Below are 18,070 nucleotides of genomic sequence, written 5' to 3' on the forward strand. Positions count from 1 at the left end.
CACACAGCACGGCATGACCGCGATGGCGCCTATCTCCGTGAATGCCGAACCCGCAAGCCGACTATGGTTGCGTGGGGATGTGGTGCCGTTTGCAGTGATCCTGCTGGTGGTTGCGGCCACGCGCGGCATCTGGTTCGGCAATCCGGTCGCCGATTATGACGAGCAGCTTTACAGCTTCATCGGCTGGCGGATGCAATATGGCGAGCTGCCCTTTGTCGACTGGTGGGATCGCAAGCCCTTTGGTCTGTTCGCCATTTTCGGCGTGGCGCACTGGCTGTTCGGCCCTGGTCCGCTGGCCTATCAGGTCGTGGCGGCGGGTTTTGCTCTCCTGTCCGCGTGGCTGACCTACCGGCTGGCTCTCAGGCTTGTCGGGCGCGCTTCCGCGACATTGGCGGCGATTATTCAGACCGTGCTGCTGTGCGCCTATGCCAGCTATTCGGCGCAGAGCGAGGTGTTCTTCCTGCCGCTGATGCTGGGGATGGCGCTGCTGCTGATTGATCCGGAACACCCGCATTTCCGCCGCCGCGCTCTCGCTGCGATGCTGCTGGGCGGGATCGCTTTGCAGATCAAGTATACGGTGCTGCCGCAATGCGCCTTCTTCGGCCTTTATGCGCTGTGGGTGGAATACCGGCGCGGTTCCACCCTTCCCTATGTCGCCGCCTTGGGCACAGCCTTTGCCGCGCTTGGCCTCGCGCCGACCGTGGCGGTGGCGCTGCTCTATGCGGCAACGGGCGGGTTTGACGCCTTTGTCTTTGCCAATTTCCTCAGCTTCTTTGACCGGATGCCCGCCCCGCAAGGGCGCTGGGCGTCCGAATTCTGGCTGGGCGTGGCGCCACTGGTGATTGTCGCTGGCGGAGGGATCTATGCCGCTTTCCGGATGATCCGCCCCGAACCCTTCGCCACCTGGCTGTTCTTTGCTGGATGGGCGCTCGCCAGCCTCGCCACCGCCTTTCTGCCGAGCACGGTCTATCTCTATTATTTCGCCGCCGTGAGTGCGCCCTTTGCGTTGGTCGGCCTGCCACTCCTCGATGGCCGGGGGCCGCTGAAGCTCTATCCCGGCCTGTTGCTGGCGACCGGCTTTGTCGCGCTGCTCAACCTACCTGACCGGCACGCGGAATCGCGGCTCCAGACGCAGGCTGCCGAAGATCTGGCGCGGGCGATTGCTCCCCATGTCGATGCGCGCGGCCCCTGCCTGTGGATTTTCGACGGGCCGACGGCGCTGTACCGGATGAGCGAAAGCTGCGTGCCGACGCGGCTCGTCTATCCCGATCATCTGAACAACGCGCTGGAAATCAAGGCGCTCGATGTCGATCAGGGGGACGAGGTGCGGCGTATTCTGGCCATGGAGCCGGGCGCGATTGTGACCGCTGACAGGCCCGTGACGGTGCAGAACGAGGAGACAACCGCGCTCGTCGAGACGGCGCTGGCGGCCGATTACTACGAAAGCCGCTCGGTAGAGTTGCAGGACCGCGTCCTGACCGTGTGGATCAGGCGCTAGCTTCAGCTTTCCGCGCCGCTGCCGCATCGGCGCCGCGCCCCATCTGCCACAGCCACAGCCCAGCAATGATGATAAGCGCAGCACCGCCCAACGCGGTCGGATCGGGCGCTTCGCCGAAGAATATCCACGCAAGGATAGTCGCGAGGAGAATCTGCACATAGGTCATCGGCGCGACGGTCGCTGCGCCTGCGCGCTGCGTTCCCTTGAAGATCAGCCAGTGCGCGATGCTGGCCAGCAGCGCGACCATGCAGGTGCGCGCCAACACGTGCCATTCGGGCCAGAAGAACGCGACTTCAGCATAGCCGCTTCGGGCCGCCGCAAAAGCCAAGGGCACCAGCAGCGCTGCCGAACCGATGGCCGCATAGGCCTGCGCGGCTAGCGCACTGCCCGCCCCTCGCACCGCACGGTTCGCTGTCATCAGCACCGCCATGCCGGTGGCGCAAATCAGCGGCAGGAGCGCGGCAAAACCGATATCCGCGAAGTTGGGTCGCAGCACCACCAGCACGCCGGCAAAGGCGATGATAATCGCGCCGATCTTGCCCGCCTGCAACCGCTCGCCAAGGAAGATCGCTGCGAGAATGGCGGTAATCATCGGCTGGAAAAAGGTGATCGCCACTGCATCGGCCAGCGGCATCAGCCAGACGCTGCCGAAGAAGGTAACTGTCGCCAGAGCAATGCCGAAACCGCGCAAAAACTGGATTCCCGGCTTGGGCACCGAGCGCAGCGGAGCAGTGCCCTCACGCGCCAGCAGCAGGGCCGACAGGCCAACCGCCCCGATCGTATACCGCACCGCCGCCAGCGCGGTCGGCGTCCATTCGTCAGCCATGCTCTTCACCACCGCATCGCTGACTGACAGCAGGCAAAAGCCTGCCAGCGCAAACAGCAGCCCGACCCGATCCGATTGTTGCATGGAAGAATACCCGAACAGCGATTGCGCGCTCTAGGCACTCGCGCATCGCGGTGCAATCGCCGCTTTCGCGCAAGCCCGCGGGATAGCCCGCACACGACAGTGAACGGGAAATTCACCATCGCGCTCTACGGCAGCATGAAAGTTTACATCCCCTGCCCCGCTTCGCCGCCAAACCTTAGCGAAATGTTTACCAAACTCCGCGAAATGGGAGTGTGTATCGGTGAAGTCGCATTTGTGATTTCGCCATTGTGGGAAGAGACAAGGGACAGCGGATGAGCGCTTTCGGACGCAAAAACGGAGCTGGCGGCATGGGCACGGGCAATCGCCCGAGCTTTGGCGTGGCCAAACCGATGCACGGGGGTGCGGGCGGCGTTGCAGAGAGCGGAGCCGGCCCGCGCGGCGGTGAACAGTTCCCGCCGGTGCCCGCCGAAGGGGCTCCGATCTCGTCTTCTGCCGACAAGAACGCCAATGCGATGGACCGTCTGTCCGAACGCGCCAATGCCGTTCATGAACAGCAGGAATTCGGCGGGTTCGAAGCCAGCGTCCATAAGATCAAGGAACAGGTGCTGCCGCGCCTGCTCGAACGGGTCGATCCCGAAGCTGCCTCGACGCTTTCCAAGGAAGAGCTGAGCGAGGAATTCCGCCCGATCATCATGGAAGTGCTGGCCGAGCTCAAAGTCACGCTCAACCGCCGCGAACAGTTCGCGCTGGAAAAAGTGCTGATCGACGAACTGCTCGGGTTCGGCCCTTTGGAAGAGCTGCTGAACGATCCCGACGTTTCCGATATCATGGTCAACGGCCCCGACCAGACCTACATCGAAAAGAAGGGCAAGCTGACCATCGCGCCGATCAAGTTCCGCGATGAAAGCCACCTGTTCCAGATCGCCCAGCGGATCGTGAACCAGGTCGGCCGCCGCGTCGACCAGACCACGCCGCTGGCTGACGCCCGCTTGAAGGACGGCAGCCGTGTGAACGTGATCGTGCCGCCGCTCAGTCTGCGCGGCACCGCGATTTCGATTCGTAAGTTTTCCGAAAAGCCGATCACCATCGATATGCTGCGCGATTTCGGATCGATGTCGGACAAGATGGCCACCGCGCTCAAAATCGCGGGCGCGTGCCGGATGAACATCGTTATCTCGGGCGGTACCGGTTCGGGTAAGACAACGATGCTCAACGCCTTGTCGAAGATGATCGACCCGGGCGAGCGCGTGCTGACCATCGAAGACGCGGCTGAATTGCGCTTGCAGCAGCCGCACTGGTTGCCGCTGGAAACCCGCCCACCGAACCTTGAAGGCCAAGGCGCGATCACCATTGGCGACCTTGTGAAGAACGCCCTGCGTATGCGTCCTGACCGCATCATCCTCGGCGAAATTCGTGGCGCTGAGTGCTTCGACTTGCTTGCGGCGATGAACACCGGTCACGATGGTTCGATGTGTACGCTCCACGCCAACAGCCCGCGCGAATGCCTTGGCCGTATGGAAAACATGATCCTGATGGGCGACATCAAGATTCCGAAGGAAGCCATCAGCCGCCAGATCGCCGAATCGGTCGATCTGATCGTGCAGGTGAAGCGTCTGCGCGACGGCTCTCGCCGCACCACCAACGTCACCGAAGTGATCGGCATGGAAGGCGATGTGATCGTGACGCAGGAGCTGTTCGCGTTCGAATATCTCGACGAAGGCGATGACGGCAAGATTATCGGCGAACACCGCTCGTCCGGCCTGCGCCCCTACACGCTGGAAAAGGCCCGCCAGTTCGGCTTCGACCAGGCTTATTTGGAAGCCTGTTTGTAAACAGGCACCTCAAGCGCCGGCGTTCGCATTCGCTCACTTGGCTACGGCCTACCGGCCGGCCCGCAGTCGCGGGCTGTCGTCGCCTGAAGGCGCCGATTCCAAGGAAGTTCCGATTGCACAGAGGTGAAATCGGCTGCGACTAGCAGCCGACAAAGGGCGACTGCCCGCCCGCAGCGGGCGCGTAGCGAAGCGCGTCTAGCGAGGACGCTCACCCGGATGGGTGAGCGCCAAACAAGGTCAAGAGTCTTTTGCTCTATCCCCGGATCCAGCCGACAATTCCGAAGGCGCACAGCGCCAGCCCGGCGAACATACTCAGCGCGCCGATATCGCGCCACGGCATGATGCCCACAGCATCGGGATGCTTGCGGCGCGCCCGGCGCCGTTCGCCGAACGCAGCAATGGCCGAAAGCACGAGCAGCGCCCCGCCCGCCATCACGTAACGGGTCGCATCGCTGGACAATAGCAAGAAGGCTGGCCACTTCATCGCGCGGCATATGGTGGATACGCCCTCGCCCCGCAATGCCTGTGCGCGTGACAACACTTGCGCGATGCCCGCCGGAGCCTAAAGCAATCGCCGTGCCCGCCTCTGCCACCGACCGACCACTGCTCGCCCTGCTTTTCCGCCTGCTCGGCATTGCGGGCTTTGCGCTGATGGCAGTCTGCATCAAGCTGGCGAGCGAGAGCGGCGTGCATCTGCTCGAACTGATCTTCTGGCGGCAATTCATCACGCTGCCGATCATGCTCGCTTGGGCGATGCTGGCTGGTGGGCTGGTGATGCTGAAGACTGCGCGGCCCAAGGCCCACGCCCTGCGCGCTGCCTATGGCGTGGTCGGAATGCTGCTGAATTTCGGCGGTGTTATCCTGCTGCCATTGGCCGAGGCGACAACGCTGAGCTACACCGGCCCGATCTTCGCTGTGCTGCTGTCGATTGTCCTGCTGAAGGAGGCCGTCGGCGTCTGGCGCTGGTCGGCGGTGATTGCCGGGTTCGCCGGCATCATCATCATCGCCCAGCCCGGCACTGGGGCGATCCCGCTCACCGGCGCGATGGTGGCCTTGGGCGGCGCATTCATGATCGCGCTTATCGCCATCCAGATCCGCGACCTCGGCCGCACCGAGGCACCGATGGTGATCGTCTTCTGGTTTGCGCTGGCGACCGTGCTCGTCACCGCCCCAGCCCTGCCCTTTGTGCACCAGCCGCTCTCGGGCGAGCAATGGCTGCTGCTGCTTGGCATCGGCCTGTTCGGCACTTGGGGGCAAGTCTTCATCACCATGGCGCTGCGCTTTGGCGAGGTGTCGAGCGTGATCGTGATGGATTATTCCAGCCTGATCTGGGCCGCGCTGTTCGGCTGGCTGATCTTTGGCGATCTGCCCACGCTCGGCGTGTGGCTAGGCGCACCGTTTGTTATCGGATCGGGCATCGTGATCACTTGGCGGGAGCGTGTCTTGCGCAAGGCTCGCCTCGCCGCAGCAACGCCGCCGGAGGGAACCTGAGCGCGCCATCACCCGTTCATCCGGTATGTTTACGGCGAAAGACACGAAAGGATGAGATCCATGGCACGCAAAATTATGATCGCTTTGACCGCGAGCGTCTTCGCGCTCACCGCCACCGCCTGCAACACCATTCAGGGCATCGGGCAGGACATCGAATCCGTCGGCAAGGCTGGCGAACGCGCGATCGACTAGGGCGCGGCGTCGCGTGAGTCGCGGCGATAGACCAGCGCCAGATTGTTGGCGGGCATGGTCTGGCGCGCGGTGCGGGTCAGGCTCGCTTCCGCCGCGAGAGCATCGACTGCCTCAAGGCTTCGCAGCCCCCACGCAGGATCGCGCGCCTTCAGGCTGGCGTCGAACTCCAGATTGGACACGGCGGTCGGCACATCGGGTTCGACAAACGGGCCGTAGAGGATCAACGGTGCGCCCTTAGCCAGCAAGCTGCCCGCGTGCCGGAATAGCCCCTCGGATGCGGCCCACGGGCTGATATGGATCATGTTCGCACAAAAAATCGCATCGGCCTTGGCGAGCGGACATTCGGCGTCGGTTGCCGAAAAGCGCAAGGGCGGGAGCAGATTGGGCAGATCGCACTCTTCCCGATAGGCCGCGATCGAGGCGATGGCTTCGGGATCAGCGTCGCTGGCTTGCCAATCGAGCGCCGGGAATGTCTCCGCAAAGAACACCGCGTGTTCGCCAGTGCCACTGGCGACTTCGAGTACGGTGCCGCGCCCCGGCAATTCCAGCGCCAAAACCTCTGCAATCGCGTCCCGATTGCGCAAGGTAGCGGGCGCATGGCGTTTCACAGATTGACCCGCCGCGGCCTCGCCCCGGCACGCGCGCGCCTCTCGCGGATCAGGAACCACAGCAACAGACCCGCAGGCCCCGCCATAAAGGTCAGCAGCAGGACGGGCGCCTGCACCAGCCGCGAGAAACCCTTGTGATCGGCATCCTTGGCGATCCACAATCCGGCGAAGAGATCGAGCGCGAGATAGTGGATCCAGCCGATCGTCGCCCCCGCATCGCTGGCGAAAAGGCTGCGCACCCCGGCAATGCTGGTGAACGACGCCTCACCCGCTTCACCTACCCGCACCGGATCGACAGCGCCGCTCAGAAGCAGGCCGAAAAGCAGCACATAGGCGCAGCACAGCAGGCCGACCCCGGCGTAGAACACGAAAGTCTGCGACAGCGTGGTGCGCGGCAAGGCGATGAGGATAAGCCACAGCAGCAGCGCCCAGCCATTGGCAACGGCGAAAATAGTGTCCCAAGGCATTGTGCGCTCTCCCGATCAGTCCTGATGGCTCTGGAACCGCCCGGCGAGCCGCAAGATCCCCGAATGTTCGTGGATGAATTGCCCGCCCGCCCTCTCGCCAGTGGCCTGCAAAGCGGCGGCGGCCACATCTTCTGCGTGGATCGAGCGGTATTTTTCCGCATTGCCGCGCAGGAACAGATCACTGACGGGTGCGAGCATCCGGCCCAGCCCTTCCAGAAAGCGCACATCGCCCTGCCGCTGGCCTCGCAGCAGGCCGGGGCGGAAGATATCGAGCCGGTTAAAACGCAGCGTCTTTAGCTCGCGCTCGACCTCGCCTTTGGTGCGCAGGTAGAAATTCTTCGCGGCGGTATCGGCCCCGACCGAGGAGATATGCACGAAGCTGCGCGCTCCGGCAGCCTTGGCAGCGGCGGCGACCGCCATCACCAGATCATGGTCAACCGCGCGAAAGGCTTCCTCGCTCCCCGCCTTCGCGCGGGTGGTGCCCAGCGCGTTGATGACGGCTTCGGGCGCGAGCGAGGCGATCACCTCCGGCCAGTCCTGGATATCCGCCAGCACCAATTCCATCCGCACGCCGTCGGGAAAGTCCATTTCCCGCCGCGCCAGCCCTTGCAGCGCCACTTGCGGCGTGTGCGGCGTGCGGGCGATGACGCTGCGCCCGACAAGACCTGTGGCGCCCACAAGCAGCACGCGGCGGCGATCATGGCGCGGCAGAACCGACGCGGCCTCGGCAGGCTCCGCAAACAGCGGCCCGGCAGGTGCAGCCGGATCAGACATTGCTCAGCCCTTCGGGGACGCTGCCGAAAATCCGCGCATATTGGCGGATGGCGAAATGATCTGTCATGCCCGCGACAAAATCGGCGATATGCCGCCCCCGCTCCGGCTGGCCTTCGGGCAGGCTTTCCACCCAACGCGGCGTCATCAGCGAAGGCTGCTGGTCGTAGGCGGCGTAGAGCTTGGCGATTACCGTCTTGGCCAGTTCCGCCGTGCGTACTTGATCGGGATGGTGATACAGCCGCTGATACATAAAGCCCTTCAAGCGCCGCTCGCGCGCGGCCATGTCGGGCGAGAAGGTCGCCAGCGCTCGCCCTGCCTGCCGTACCTCTGCGACGCTATCAACGCCCGCAAGGTTCGCCCGCGTCGTCTCCAAAAGATCGTTGCACATCACCCCGATTTGCGCGCGCACCAGTTCGCGCAACCGTTCCTCGCGGGTCGCCAGCGGAAAGCGCGCTTCGATATCGCGCCACAGATCGGCGAGGAAATCGAGCGTGAGAAGATCGTCCAGATCAAGGAAACCGGCGCGCAGGCCATCGTCGATATCGTGATTGTCATAGGCGATATCGTCCGCCAGCGCGGAGACCTGCGCTTCCAGCGATGGATGCAGATGCAGATCGAGCGGAAATGCCGCGTCCAGCTCCGCCAGCGCCCAGCCGGGCGCTTCCACCGGCCCGTTGTGCTTCGCCAGCCCTTCGAGCACTTCCCAGCTGAGATTAAGCCCGCGCATCCCGTGATAGGGGCTGTCCAGCCGCATCGCGGTGCGCAGAGTGTGGCCGTTGTGGCAGAAGCCTCCAGACAGCTCCAATGCGGCATCCAGCGCATCCTCGCCCGAATGGCCGAAGGGCGGATGGCCCAGATCATGCGCGAGGCACAGCGCCTCGGTCAGATCCTCGTCCAGACCCAGATCGCGGGCGATCACCCGCCCGATCTGCGCGACTTCCAGACTGTGCGTCAGGCGGACGCGGTAATGGTCACCATCGGGGGCAATAAAGACCTGCGTCTTGCCCGCCAGCCGCCGGAAGGCGATCGAATGGATGATCCGGTCACGATCGCGCTGGAAAGCGGTGCGCGGCCCGCGCGCGGTGTGCCCCGGCTGCGAAAACTCGCGCCCCCGGCTCTGCGCGGGATCGGCGGCATACGGTCTGTTCCCGGCGGGCGCGTGGTACATGGACTGCACCGCTATGGCAGAGACCCGATGATGACAACGGGAACAGGGCGCGAACGGCGGCGATTGGCGCGGGAAAACCCCGTTTGGGCGAGCTAATCCGCGCCGACAATCCACGCAGCCGCCGCATCGGCATGGATGCGCATACAATCATAGATCGGCAGCACATTGGCATCGATATCGACGATCAGCTCCAGTTCGGTGCAGGCAAGCACCACGGCCTGCGCTCCGTCGCGTTCATAGCCGGTGAACCAGCCGCGCAGCGTGCGCTCGGATTCCTTGCGCGCCTTACCCACCATCAGCTCTTCATAGATCATCCGGTCAAGCTCGTCGGCGTGCTCCATATCGGGCGGCAGCAAGTCGACCCCGTGCGCCACCAACCGGCGGCGGTAGAAACTTTCGGTCATCACATTGCGCGTGCCGATCAACGCAGCGCGCGCGATGCCGTCCTCCGCCATCTTCGCGCCGACACACTCCGCGATGTGGAGCATCGGCACCGGCACCTGCGCCTCGATCTCGCGGAACATCCGGTGCATTGAATTGGCGCCGATAATGAGCATTTCCGCGCCAGCGTCGGCCAAGCGATTGGCCGCTGCCGTAATCACCGCCGCACCGCGCTCCCAGTCTTCTGGCGTTTGCAACTGGTAGATTTGCGCGAAGTCGAGACTTTCGATCAGCAACGGCGCGGAATGGCGCGGGCCGACATCGCGCTGGATGCGCTTGTTGATCCGTTCGTAATAACGGTGGGTCGAAACCCAGCTCATCCCGCCAATCAGGCCGAGTTTGCGCACGCCTTTGCCCCTTTTTGCTGCAAATCAAATTGCAGCAAAAGCGCAAGCGCCGCCGCTAGTCCAGCGCCTTGACGATTTCCTCGACCATCTTTTTCGCGTCCGACAATAGCATCATCGTCTGGTCCATGTAGAACACGTCATTATCGACACCGGCATAACCCACGCCGCCCATGCTGCGCTTGATGAAGAAGACCTGCTTGGCCTTGTCCACATCGAACACCGGCATCCCGTAAATGGGGCTGGACTTGTCGGTCTTCGCCGCCGGGTTCACCACATCGTTCGCGCCGATGATGAAGGCGACATCGGCCTGCGCAAATTCGCTGTTGATGTCTTCCAGTTCGAAGACCTTGTCGTAACTGACATTGGCTTCGGCGAGCAGCACGTTCATATGCCCCGGCATCCGGCCCGCGACGGGGTGGATGGCGAATTTGACCTCCACACCCTTCTCTTCCAGCTTGTCGGTCATCTCGCGCAAGGCGTGCTGCGCCTGTGCCACTGCCATGCCATATCCGGGGATGATGATGACCTTTTCCGCCTGTTCCAGCATATAGGCAGCATCCGCCGCGCTGCCCTGCTTGTAGGGCCGCGCCTCGCGCGCCTCGCCGCTGCCACCGCCGCCGCTATCGCCGCCAAAGCCGCCCGCGATCACGCTGAGGAAGCTGCGGTTCATCGCGCGGCACATGATGTAGGACAGAATCGCGCCTGACGAGCCCACCAAAGCGCCGGTGATGATCATCGCGGTGTTGCCCAGCGTGAACCCCATCGCCGCCGCCGCCCAGCCGGAATAGGAGTTCAGCATCGACACGACGACCGGCATATCCGCCCCGCCAATCGGGATGATGAGCAGAAAGCCGATGATGAAAGCGAGCACCGTCAACGCGACGATAAAGGGCAGGTTCGCTGCAGCGTCGGGTGTGTGCGCAAACATGGCGGTCAGCACGAGGATCGCCGCGAGCATGCCGAGATTGATCACGTGCCGCCCCGGCAGCATGATCGGCGAACCGCTCATCTTGCCGCTGAGCTTCAGAAAGGCGATAATCGAACCGGAGAAGGTAATCGCCCCGATGGCGATGCCGAGGCCCATCTCGACCTTGCTCACCGGCCCGATGGCGCCGCCATCGGCCAGGAGCCCGAACGCGCCGGGATTAAGGTAGGCCGCCCAACCGACGAGCACAGCCGCGAGGCCGACCAGCGAGTGGAAGCCTGCCACCAGTTCGGGCATCTGCGTCATGGCGATGCGTCGGGCGATGGTGACACCGATGATCCCGCCGAGGAAAATCGCAATCCCGATCTCGACAATATTGGCGACACTATGCGTCACCAACGTCGTGATAACGGCAATCGCCATGCCGATCATGCCGTTGCGATTGCCCGCTCGCGAGGTTGCAGGGCTGGAGAGCCCGCGCAGTGCGAGAATGAAGAACACGCCTGCCACGAGGTAAGCGAGCGCGACCCAAGGGTTCACCGCTTCGCCCGTCGCTGCTTGGGCGGGGGTGGAGACGAAAAACGCCGTCATCGCGAGGAGCGAAGCGACGCGGCGATCCAGCAAGCGCCGGACTGGATTGCTTCGCTGCGCTCGCAATGACGAAAGGAGAGTGCGGCCCATGCTCACTTCTCCTTCTTCTTGTACATGGCGAGCATCCGCTCGGTCACCGCGAAACCGCCGAAGATATTGACGCTGGCGAGCACCACGGCGAGCAGCCCCAGCCACTTCGCCACATCGCTCCCCGCCTCCGCCGCGGCGATCAACCCGCCGACGATAATCACGCTGGAAATCGCATTCGTCACCGCCATCAACGGCGTGTGCAGCGCGGGCGTAACCGACCAGACGACATAATAGCCAACGAAACACGCCAGCACGAAAATCGAGAGGATTGAGATAAAGTCCATGGGCTTTCCTAAAATCCTCCCGCGCCGGGGGAGGAGCAAACCGCGCTTGCAGCGATCATCTGTTCAATTTTTCTGCCAGCAAGCTTTGCAAACCGGCAACGTCGCTGTCACGTCCGACTTTGAACTGGATTCCTCCAAGACCGGACACAAAGAACTTGATCTCGCCATCAAGGTCGAAGGTTCCGGCACTTTCGATCGAGTAAGCGTTGATCGATCGGTAGGGAACCGACTTGTAGTCCTTCTTTGACCCGGTCAGCCCCTGCACATCAACATGGATCACACGCCAATCGGTAAATACAATCCAGTCCCGCACCGCCTTGAACGCCAGTAGAACGTTTTCGCCGGCGACCAGGCAATGGCCGTGCTCCTGGATAAATCCGTCCCCACTTGCGGTTGTTGCATTGAGAAGTCCCATAACGGCTAGTCCCCTTTCAGCCTCTCATTCACCACTTCGCCACCCTGCGTCAGCCGCACAGCATCCCCGATTTCCTCGTCCAGCACCGGCTTGCCCGCTTCCTTGTCCCAGAAGGCGTTGAGGAAGTTGAACAGGTTGCGGCTGAACAGCGCGCTCGCGTCCGCCGCCAGATGCGTCGCGGTGTTGGAGAAGCCGATGATTTTCACGCCGTGCTTCTCGACCACCTGATCGGGCAGCGAGCCTTCAACATTGCCGCCTTGCGCCACGGCGAGGTCAAAAATCACGCTGCCTTCGCGCATCGTCGCAATCTGCGCGTCCAACACCAGGCGCGGCGCGGCGCGGCCGGGGATCAGCGCGGTGGTGATGACGATGTCCTGCTTGGCGATGTGGCTGCTGACCAGCTCCGCCTGCGCGGCCTGGTATTCTGGCGACATTTCGGTGGCATAGCCGCCCGCGCCCTCGCCCTCGATCCCGGCGACATTCTCCACAAAGATGGGCTTCGCGCCCAGCGATTGGATCTGTTCCTTGGTGGCAGAGCGCACATCGGTGGCAGAGACTTGCGCGCCCAAACGTTTGGCCGTGGCAATCGCCTGCAATCCGGCAACGCCCACGCCCATCACGAAAACCTTCGCCGCCGACACGGTGCCCGCCGCCGTCATCATCATCGGGAAGGCGCGGCCATAGGCGTCGGCTGCCGCGATCACCGCCTTGTATCCGGCAAGGTTGGACTGGCTGGAGAGCACGTCCATGCTCTGCGCGCGGGTGATGCGCGGCATGAATTCCATACTGAGCGCCTCAAGCCCCGCTTTAGCGTAGGCATCCACGCGCTCGCGTTGACTGAAGGGGTCGAATGTCGCCGCCACCCAAGCGCCGGGTTTCGCGCCTGTCAGCGAAGCGACATCGGGTGCCTGCACGCCGAGCACGATGTCGGCATCTTTCACCACCGCGCCGCCGGAAGCGACTTCCGCTCCAGCCTCGCGGTAAGCAGCGTCGGAAATCGACGCGCCTGCGCCCGCGCCTTCCTCCACCGCGACGGTGGCACCAAGCGCGGTGAATTTCTTGACCGTTTCGGGAGTTGCGGCAACGCGGCTCTCGCCAGCTGCCCGCTCTTTGAGAACCGCTATCCGCATCACCTGTCCGCCGCCGCTCAGGCGATGAGCCAGATGACGAAGAAGGTGATCGCCACCAACAGCGGCACTGCCCATTTCAACGTGGCGATGAAGCTGGAATAGGTGCCGGTGGCAGCTTTCATATCGTGCGGATTGCCCATTTCGAACGTAACTTTCCTGCAAGCAAAAGGTGAACTGTTGGCGATGCTCTATCGCCCGCATTGCCCCCGCTCAAGTCCCCAAGCGCGTTTTAGCGCGGTTGCGGAGCTTAATCGGCTTTTTACCCCCTCCTGTTACCAAACTGCGTTCCTGCCCGAATGTCCGGGCGATTATGGTGGGTGCGCATGGCAGAGCCTGAACAGCGTCTCTTGATGCTGATTGACGATGAACCGGCCCAGAGCCGTTTGATTTCCGCGCTGGCCGGGCGCGAAGGCTGGCGCACGCTGGTGGTCGGCGATTCCGAAACCGCGATTGCCACGTTGGGCACGCGGCAGGGGATGCAGCTCTCCGCCATTATCCTCGATCAGTGGGTGCCGGGAGACCGCGCCTGCGAACTGATCGCCGAGCTGAAAGAACGCCGCCCCGCCCTGCCGATCCTGATGCTGACCACCAGCACCAGCCCACAGCTTGCCGTGGAGGCGATGCGAGCAGGCGCCACCGATTACCTCGTCAAACCCGTCGCGCCTGATCGCCTGATGCAGGCGCTGCGCAATGCGACCACCCGCGAAACGCCGCGTGACGAGCTGACTCCGCTCACCGAAAAGATGCCCGCCCAGCTCGATTTCGAAGCGATGGTCGGCACGTCCCCGCCCTTCCGCGATGCGCTGGCCAAGGCGGCGAAGGCCGCGCGCGGGCATGGCCATGTGCTGATCGAAGGCGAAAGCGGCACCGGCAAGGAAATGCTGGTGCGGGCAATGCAGGGCGCCTCGCCGCGCTCGAAGACCGCGTTCCGGATGCTCAGCATCGCGGGCATTCCGGCCAGCAGCCTCGAATCGGTGCTGTTCGGGCACGAGAAAGGCGCGTTCCCCGGTGCGTTCGAGCAGCAGGTCGGCGCGATCCAGCATTGCGATGGCGGGACACTGGTGCTCGACGAGATCGACCGCCTGTCGATGGATTTGCAAGACCGGCTGACCGATGTGATCGAGAGCGGGCAGGTCAAACCGATCGGCGCGCAATATGCCTACAAGGTCGATGTGCGGATCATCGCGGCGAGCAACCTGCCGCTTGCCGACTTGGTCGCCACCGGCCATTTCCGCGAAGGGCTGCTTGCGGCGATTTCGCGCACTGCGATCGAACTGCCGCCGCTGCGCGAGCGCACCGGCGATATTCCCGCGCTCACCCGCCATTTCCTCGCCCGCATTGGCGAGCAACCGGGCCTGCGTCCGCTCGGCATCACTGCGGATGCGCTCACCCTGCTGTCCGCTTTCGACTGGCCGGGCAATGTCCGCCAGTTGCAAGCGGTGCTGTTCCGTGCGGCCGTGTTCTGCGATGGCGATGCGCTGACGACCGAGGATTTCCCGCAGGTGCGCGAGATCGTCGGCGAATTCTATGCGCCCGATATTCCGGTGCGCGAGAGCGCGGGCGTCCAGCTTTACACCGGCGACGGCAATCTGCGCCCGTTGGAAGAGATCGAGGCCGATGTGATCCGCCTCGCCATCGGGCATTATCGCGGCCGGATGACCGAAGTCGCCCGCCGCCTCGGCATTGGCCGCTCGACGCTGTATCGCAAGCTCACCGATCTCGGCATCGACAACGCAGCCTAAGCGGGCCTTGCCAGCGCGCAGTCGCGGAACCGTATGGCGGTTCGTGCGATGTAGTGTCATGCAACGGCCCGAATGCTCATTCCTTCTGATCTGCACGATGGCGCTGGCGGCCTGCTCGCCAGCATCGGGGGAACCCGTCGCGCCCGCAACCGCCACCTCCGCGAGCACCCAAGCCACGACGCTGACCGAGGGGAACCTTGCGCATATCCACTACGCCTACAACGCGCATGTGCTGAGCCAGGTCGAAACCGAGCTGCCGCTGCCCCCGGACTTCACCGAAACCGCCTTCGCGATCAAGTTCATCCCGCGCGACCTTGTGCAGCGGATCGGATCGGACGGCTGCTCGTTCGACACCGCAAGCCATCGCGAACCCTGCACCGCCGACCACGAAGTCGGCTTCGCGCTGGCGCTGCTGGAGCGCCCACTCAGCCATTACACCACCGCCATCGCCCGCGACCGCGCGCATATGGAGGCGTTCGAACCGGTGGAGATGCACGGCGCAGAGGGCGTCGCGCTGCAGCACACCACCGATCACACCACCACGCGCTACACCTTCCTCCCCGCGCATGGCCGCACGCTGATGCTGGTGAGCCGCGACAATGCAGGCGTGCACGAAGCCTCCGCCGCGCTGGAGCAGGTGCGCGACAGCATTACGTTTTAGAGCGCCCTAGCTCTCCAGTCCCGCAAAGTCGGTCAGCGCAGCATCGCGCAGGCCGCGCCATACGTTCCTTGCCTGCACCGTCTCGAACACGTCATGCACGCGCAGCAGCTGCACGCCCGCATCCATGCCGAGCTTTGCCAGCGTGAGCGATCCGCCCACGCGCTGGTGCGCACCCGCTTCGTTGCTCAGCGCGCCGATCATCCGCTTGCGGCTTGCACCCAGCAGCAGCGGGCAGCCGAGCGCGTGATACATCGGCAGCGCGTTGAGGATCGCGAGATTGTCGGCGAGCGATTTGCCAAAGCCGATGCCGGGATCGAGCACGATCCTCTCCACTGCAATGCCGCCCGCAATCGCCCGGTCGCGCAAGGCTTTCAGCGTGTCGAACACGTCGAACGCCGCCGCCTGATAGTCGCCGCCCGCGTGCAAATCCTCGCCGGTGCCGGGCGCGTGCATCAGGATGACGGGCACCCCGCTCGCTGCGGCAAACTCCAGACTGCGCGGATCGTAGCGGAGGCCCGATACATCGTTGAGAATATGCGCGCCCGCCGCCAGCGCGGCTTCCATCACGGCGGGGCGGCGCGTGTCCACGCTCACCGCCGCACCCATGTTGGCGCAATATCCGACCGCCGGTCGCACCCGCTCGATCTCCTCGCCTTCCCACACGGCTTTGGCCCCGGGCCGCGTGCTTTCCCCGCCAATGTCGATAATCGCCGCACCCGCTTCGTGCATGGCGGCGGCATGAAGCTGCATTTCCTCCGGATCGTCCATGAACTTGCCGCCATCGGAGAAGCTATCGGGCGTGACGTTGAGAATGCCCATCACCTGCGGCTGGTCGAGCCGGATCGTTCGCCCGCCCAGCGCCAGCGGCGGGTGTACCTTGGCGAGCCCCGCCCACTGTGCGCTGGCTTCCGCCGCCAGCGCATCGGGCAGCGAAGCAAGCACGTCTGCCATGCCAGCCTTGGTCGCGATCTGGCGCGACAGCACCCGCCCGTCCTCGCGCACGATCACCGCAAACTCGCGCGCATAGACCATCCCGCCCGCGAGCCGCACCGCATCCCCCTCGACCGCCTGCGGACCGGAGACGGTGGAGATCGGCTGGATGTAGAGCGATTGGGTCATGCGTTTGCTTTCAATGCCTTGAGCCGCTTTCGGGCGCTAACCTGTTACACCTGTTACAGTGTCCTGAGACAAAACTTTTCACCGCAGCTTTCGCCTGTTTGCGGAGCGATTGGAAGGGTGTGAGGTGCGCATTTGCACGGGTGTATGCGCAGAGCGTGGGTGTAGGGAAGTGGCCGTAAGCAGACCCAAAGCGTCACCCCGGATGTGATCGGGGGTGACGATTGAACGGATCAATCCTCACTCGCCAGCAGATATAGCCCCCGCGCCGCATCGATCGGCTTTACTTCGCCGCCTGCTTCGTAGTGCCAGAATGTCCAGCCGTTGCAACTCGGCGCGCCCTGTAGCTCTTTGCCGACGCTGTGGATGCTGCCGACCAGTTTGCCGCATTCTATGCTGCCATCGGCGCGCACGGTCGCCTGCCAGCGGCGCGCCTTGTCGAACAGCATGGTGCCGGGGGCGAGCAGGCCTGCTTCCACCACCGCGCCGAACGCCACGCGCGGCTGCGTTTTGCGGCTCTGCATTGTCGTAAGCGCGCTTTCGTCCAGCGGCAGCTCCTTTTCGATCCGCGCCATCGCCACCTTGCGATAGTCCGCCTCGCGCTCGCAGCCGATCCAGTCGCGGCCCAGCCGCTTGGCAATCGCGCCGGTTGTGCCGGTGCCGAAGAACGGATCAAGCACCACGTCGCCCTTTTCGGTCGTCGCCAGCAGCACGCGGTAGAGCAGCGCCTCGGGCTTTTGTGTCGGGTGCGCCTTGTGCCCGGTATCGTCTTTCAGCCGCTCTCCGCCGCTGCAAATCGGGAATGTCCAGTCGCTGCGCATTTGCAGCTCGTCATTCAGCGTCTTCATCGCGCGGTAATTGAAGTGGTATTTCGCCTTCTCGCCCTGGCTCGCCCACAGCAGCGTTTCATGCGCATTGGTGAAGCGGGTGCCGCGAAAATTGGGCATCGGATTGGTTTTGCGCCAGACGATATCGTTCAGCAGCCAGAAGCCCAGATCCTGCAAGATCGCGCCGACGCGATAGATATTGTGGTAACTGCCGATCACCCACAGCGCGCCATCGGGTTTCAAGACGCGGCGGCATTCGGTCAGCCAGTCGCGGGTGAAATTATCGTAGATCTGGAAGCTGTCGAACTGGTCCCAGTGATCGGTCACGGCATCGACATGGCTGCCATCGGGCCGGTTAAGATCGCCGCCCAATTGGAGATTATACGGCGGATCGGCAAAGACGAGATCGATGCAGGCATCGGGCAGCTTGCGCATCTCCTCCACGCAGTCGCCCGCGAGGATCTGGCCCAGCGGCAAGTCCTTCTTGTCGACCTTCGGCGCACGTGTTTTGGCCGGTATGCTGCGAATTTTCGTCAGATTGCCCACTCAATACCCCTCAAGTTATCCACAGGGGATGAATCCTCGGGAGTCCGGGGTCAA

20 protein-coding genes are annotated in these 18,070 nt (G+C 63.6%); 6 read left to right on the forward strand and 14 right to left on the reverse strand.

Features of this window, described 5'->3' with window-relative positions; genetic code table 11:
• The first annotated feature begins 22 nt into the window (after positions 1-22).
• Entirely contained in the window at positions 23-1,498 is a 1,476-nt protein-coding gene (locus tag GC121_RS14075) for a glycosyltransferase family 39 protein (protein WP_199857882.1), read from the forward strand.
• Here the strand turns inward: GC121_RS14075 and GC121_RS14080 are convergent.
• Positions 1,488-2,408: a DMT family transporter gene (locus tag GC121_RS14080; protein ID WP_151975313.1), complete on the reverse strand. Its 921-nt coding sequence runs from the start codon at positions 2,406-2,408 to the stop codon at positions 1,488-1,490. The genes GC121_RS14075 and GC121_RS14080 overlap by 11 nt on opposite strands.
• A gap of 272 nt (positions 2,409-2,680) precedes the next feature.
• Here GC121_RS14080 and GC121_RS14085 point away from each other — a divergent pair, with 272 nt between their 5' ends.
• The gene (locus tag GC121_RS14085; protein WP_151975314.1) at positions 2,681-4,201 is read left to right on the forward strand and encodes a CpaF family protein; all 1,521 of its coding nucleotides are present in this window, start codon (positions 2,681-2,683) and stop codon (positions 4,199-4,201) included.
• Between the two features lie 253 nt (positions 4,202-4,454).
• Here the strand turns inward: GC121_RS14085 and GC121_RS14090 are convergent, their stop codons facing one another.
• Positions 4,455-4,685 carry a hypothetical protein gene (locus tag GC121_RS14090; RefSeq protein ID WP_151975315.1) on the reverse strand — a complete coding sequence of 77 codons (231 nt, stop codon included), beginning with the start codon at positions 4,683-4,685 and terminating at the stop codon, positions 4,455-4,457.
• 92 nt (positions 4,686-4,777) lie between these two features.
• Here GC121_RS14090 and GC121_RS14095 point away from each other — a divergent pair, with 92 nt between their 5' ends.
• Both GC121_RS14095 and GC121_RS14100 read left to right on the forward strand, forming a co-directional pair.
• Positions 4,778-5,692 carry a DMT family transporter gene (locus GC121_RS14095; protein WP_234421278.1) on the forward strand — a complete coding sequence of 305 codons (915 nt, stop codon included), beginning with the start codon at positions 4,778-4,780 and terminating at the stop codon, positions 5,690-5,692.
• A gap of 60 nt (positions 5,693-5,752) precedes the next feature.
• Complete coding sequence (locus GC121_RS14100; protein ID WP_151975317.1) at positions 5,753-5,884, forward strand: entericidin A/B family lipoprotein; 132 nt, start codon at positions 5,753-5,755, stop codon at positions 5,882-5,884.
• Here the strand turns inward: GC121_RS14100 and GC121_RS14105 are convergent.
• From GC121_RS14105 to GC121_RS15790, 10 genes are all read right to left on the reverse strand, one after another.
• Positions 5,881-6,492, reverse strand: a complete 612-nt coding sequence (locus tag GC121_RS14105; RefSeq protein WP_151975318.1) for a DUF938 domain-containing protein — start codon at positions 6,490-6,492, stop codon at positions 5,881-5,883. The two genes, GC121_RS14100 and GC121_RS14105, sit on opposite strands and share 4 nt — an antisense overlap.
• Positions 6,489-6,959, reverse strand: coding sequence for an ABA4-like family protein (locus GC121_RS14110; protein WP_151975319.1), 471 nt, complete (start codon positions 6,957-6,959; stop codon positions 6,489-6,491). The genes GC121_RS14105 and GC121_RS14110 overlap by 4 nt, the downstream gene beginning before the upstream one ends.
• Before the next feature lie 15 nt (positions 6,960-6,974).
• Positions 6,975-7,733, reverse strand: a complete 759-nt coding sequence (locus tag GC121_RS14115; RefSeq protein WP_151975320.1) for an NAD-dependent epimerase/dehydratase family protein — start codon at positions 7,731-7,733, stop codon at positions 6,975-6,977.
• Positions 7,726-8,901: a deoxyguanosinetriphosphate triphosphohydrolase gene (locus tag GC121_RS14120; RefSeq protein ID WP_151975321.1), complete on the reverse strand. Its 1,176-nt coding sequence runs from the start codon at positions 8,899-8,901 to the stop codon at positions 7,726-7,728. The genes GC121_RS14115 and GC121_RS14120 overlap by 8 nt, the downstream gene beginning before the upstream one ends.
• Before the next feature lie 92 nt (positions 8,902-8,993).
• The gene (locus tag GC121_RS14125) at positions 8,994-9,689 is read right to left on the reverse strand and encodes an aspartate/glutamate racemase family protein (RefSeq protein WP_151975322.1); all 696 of its coding nucleotides are present in this window, start codon (positions 9,687-9,689) and stop codon (positions 8,994-8,996) included.
• A gap of 55 nt (positions 9,690-9,744) precedes the next feature.
• Entirely contained in the window at positions 9,745-11,205 is a 1,461-nt protein-coding gene (locus GC121_RS14130) for an NAD(P)(+) transhydrogenase (Re/Si-specific) subunit beta (RefSeq protein ID WP_151975757.1), read from the reverse strand.
• 92 nt (positions 11,206-11,297) lie between these two features.
• On the reverse strand, positions 11,298-11,579 hold the full coding sequence (locus GC121_RS14135) for an NAD(P) transhydrogenase subunit alpha (RefSeq protein WP_151975323.1): 282 nt from the start codon (positions 11,577-11,579) through the stop codon (positions 11,298-11,300).
• Between the two features lie 55 nt (positions 11,580-11,634).
• Positions 11,635-11,994, reverse strand: a complete 360-nt coding sequence (locus GC121_RS14140) for a PH domain-containing protein (RefSeq protein WP_151975324.1) — start codon at positions 11,992-11,994, stop codon at positions 11,635-11,637.
• Between the two features lie 5 nt (positions 11,995-11,999).
• A complete protein-coding gene (locus GC121_RS14145; RefSeq protein WP_151975325.1) occupies positions 12,000-13,124 on the reverse strand; it encodes an NAD(P) transhydrogenase subunit alpha in 1,125 nt (374 codons plus the stop codon).
• Positions 13,125-13,141: 17 nt separating this feature from the next.
• Positions 13,142-13,264, reverse strand: coding sequence for a hypothetical protein (locus tag GC121_RS15790; protein ID WP_255478895.1), 123 nt, complete (start codon positions 13,262-13,264; stop codon positions 13,142-13,144).
• 183 nt (positions 13,265-13,447) lie between these two features.
• On the opposite strand from GC121_RS15790, the gene GC121_RS14150 reads away from it, so the two are divergent.
• Positions 13,448-14,866 (forward strand): sigma-54 dependent transcriptional regulator, encoded by a 1,419-nt coding sequence (locus GC121_RS14150; RefSeq protein ID WP_151975326.1) that lies wholly within the window; start codon positions 13,448-13,450, stop codon positions 14,864-14,866.
• A gap of 58 nt (positions 14,867-14,924) precedes the next feature.
• On the forward strand, positions 14,925-15,527 hold the full coding sequence (locus tag GC121_RS14155) for a hypothetical protein (RefSeq protein ID WP_151975327.1): 603 nt from the start codon (positions 14,925-14,927) through the stop codon (positions 15,525-15,527).
• Positions 15,528-15,533: 6 nt separating this feature from the next.
• Here GC121_RS14155 and folP read toward each other — a convergent pair whose 3' ends face one another.
• The gene (gene folP, locus GC121_RS14160; protein ID WP_151975328.1) at positions 15,534-16,646 is read right to left on the reverse strand and encodes a dihydropteroate synthase; all 1,113 of its coding nucleotides are present in this window, start codon (positions 16,644-16,646) and stop codon (positions 15,534-15,536) included.
• Between the two features lie 230 nt (positions 16,647-16,876).
• A complete protein-coding gene (locus tag GC121_RS14165) occupies positions 16,877-18,007 on the reverse strand; it encodes a site-specific DNA-methyltransferase (RefSeq protein WP_305038614.1) in 1,131 nt (376 codons plus the stop codon).
• Positions 18,008-18,070: the final 63 nt, after the last annotated feature.

Source organism: Erythrobacter sp. EC-HK427 (assembly GCF_902498745.1).
GTDB lineage: Bacteria > Pseudomonadota > Alphaproteobacteria > Sphingomonadales > Sphingomonadaceae > Alteraurantiacibacter.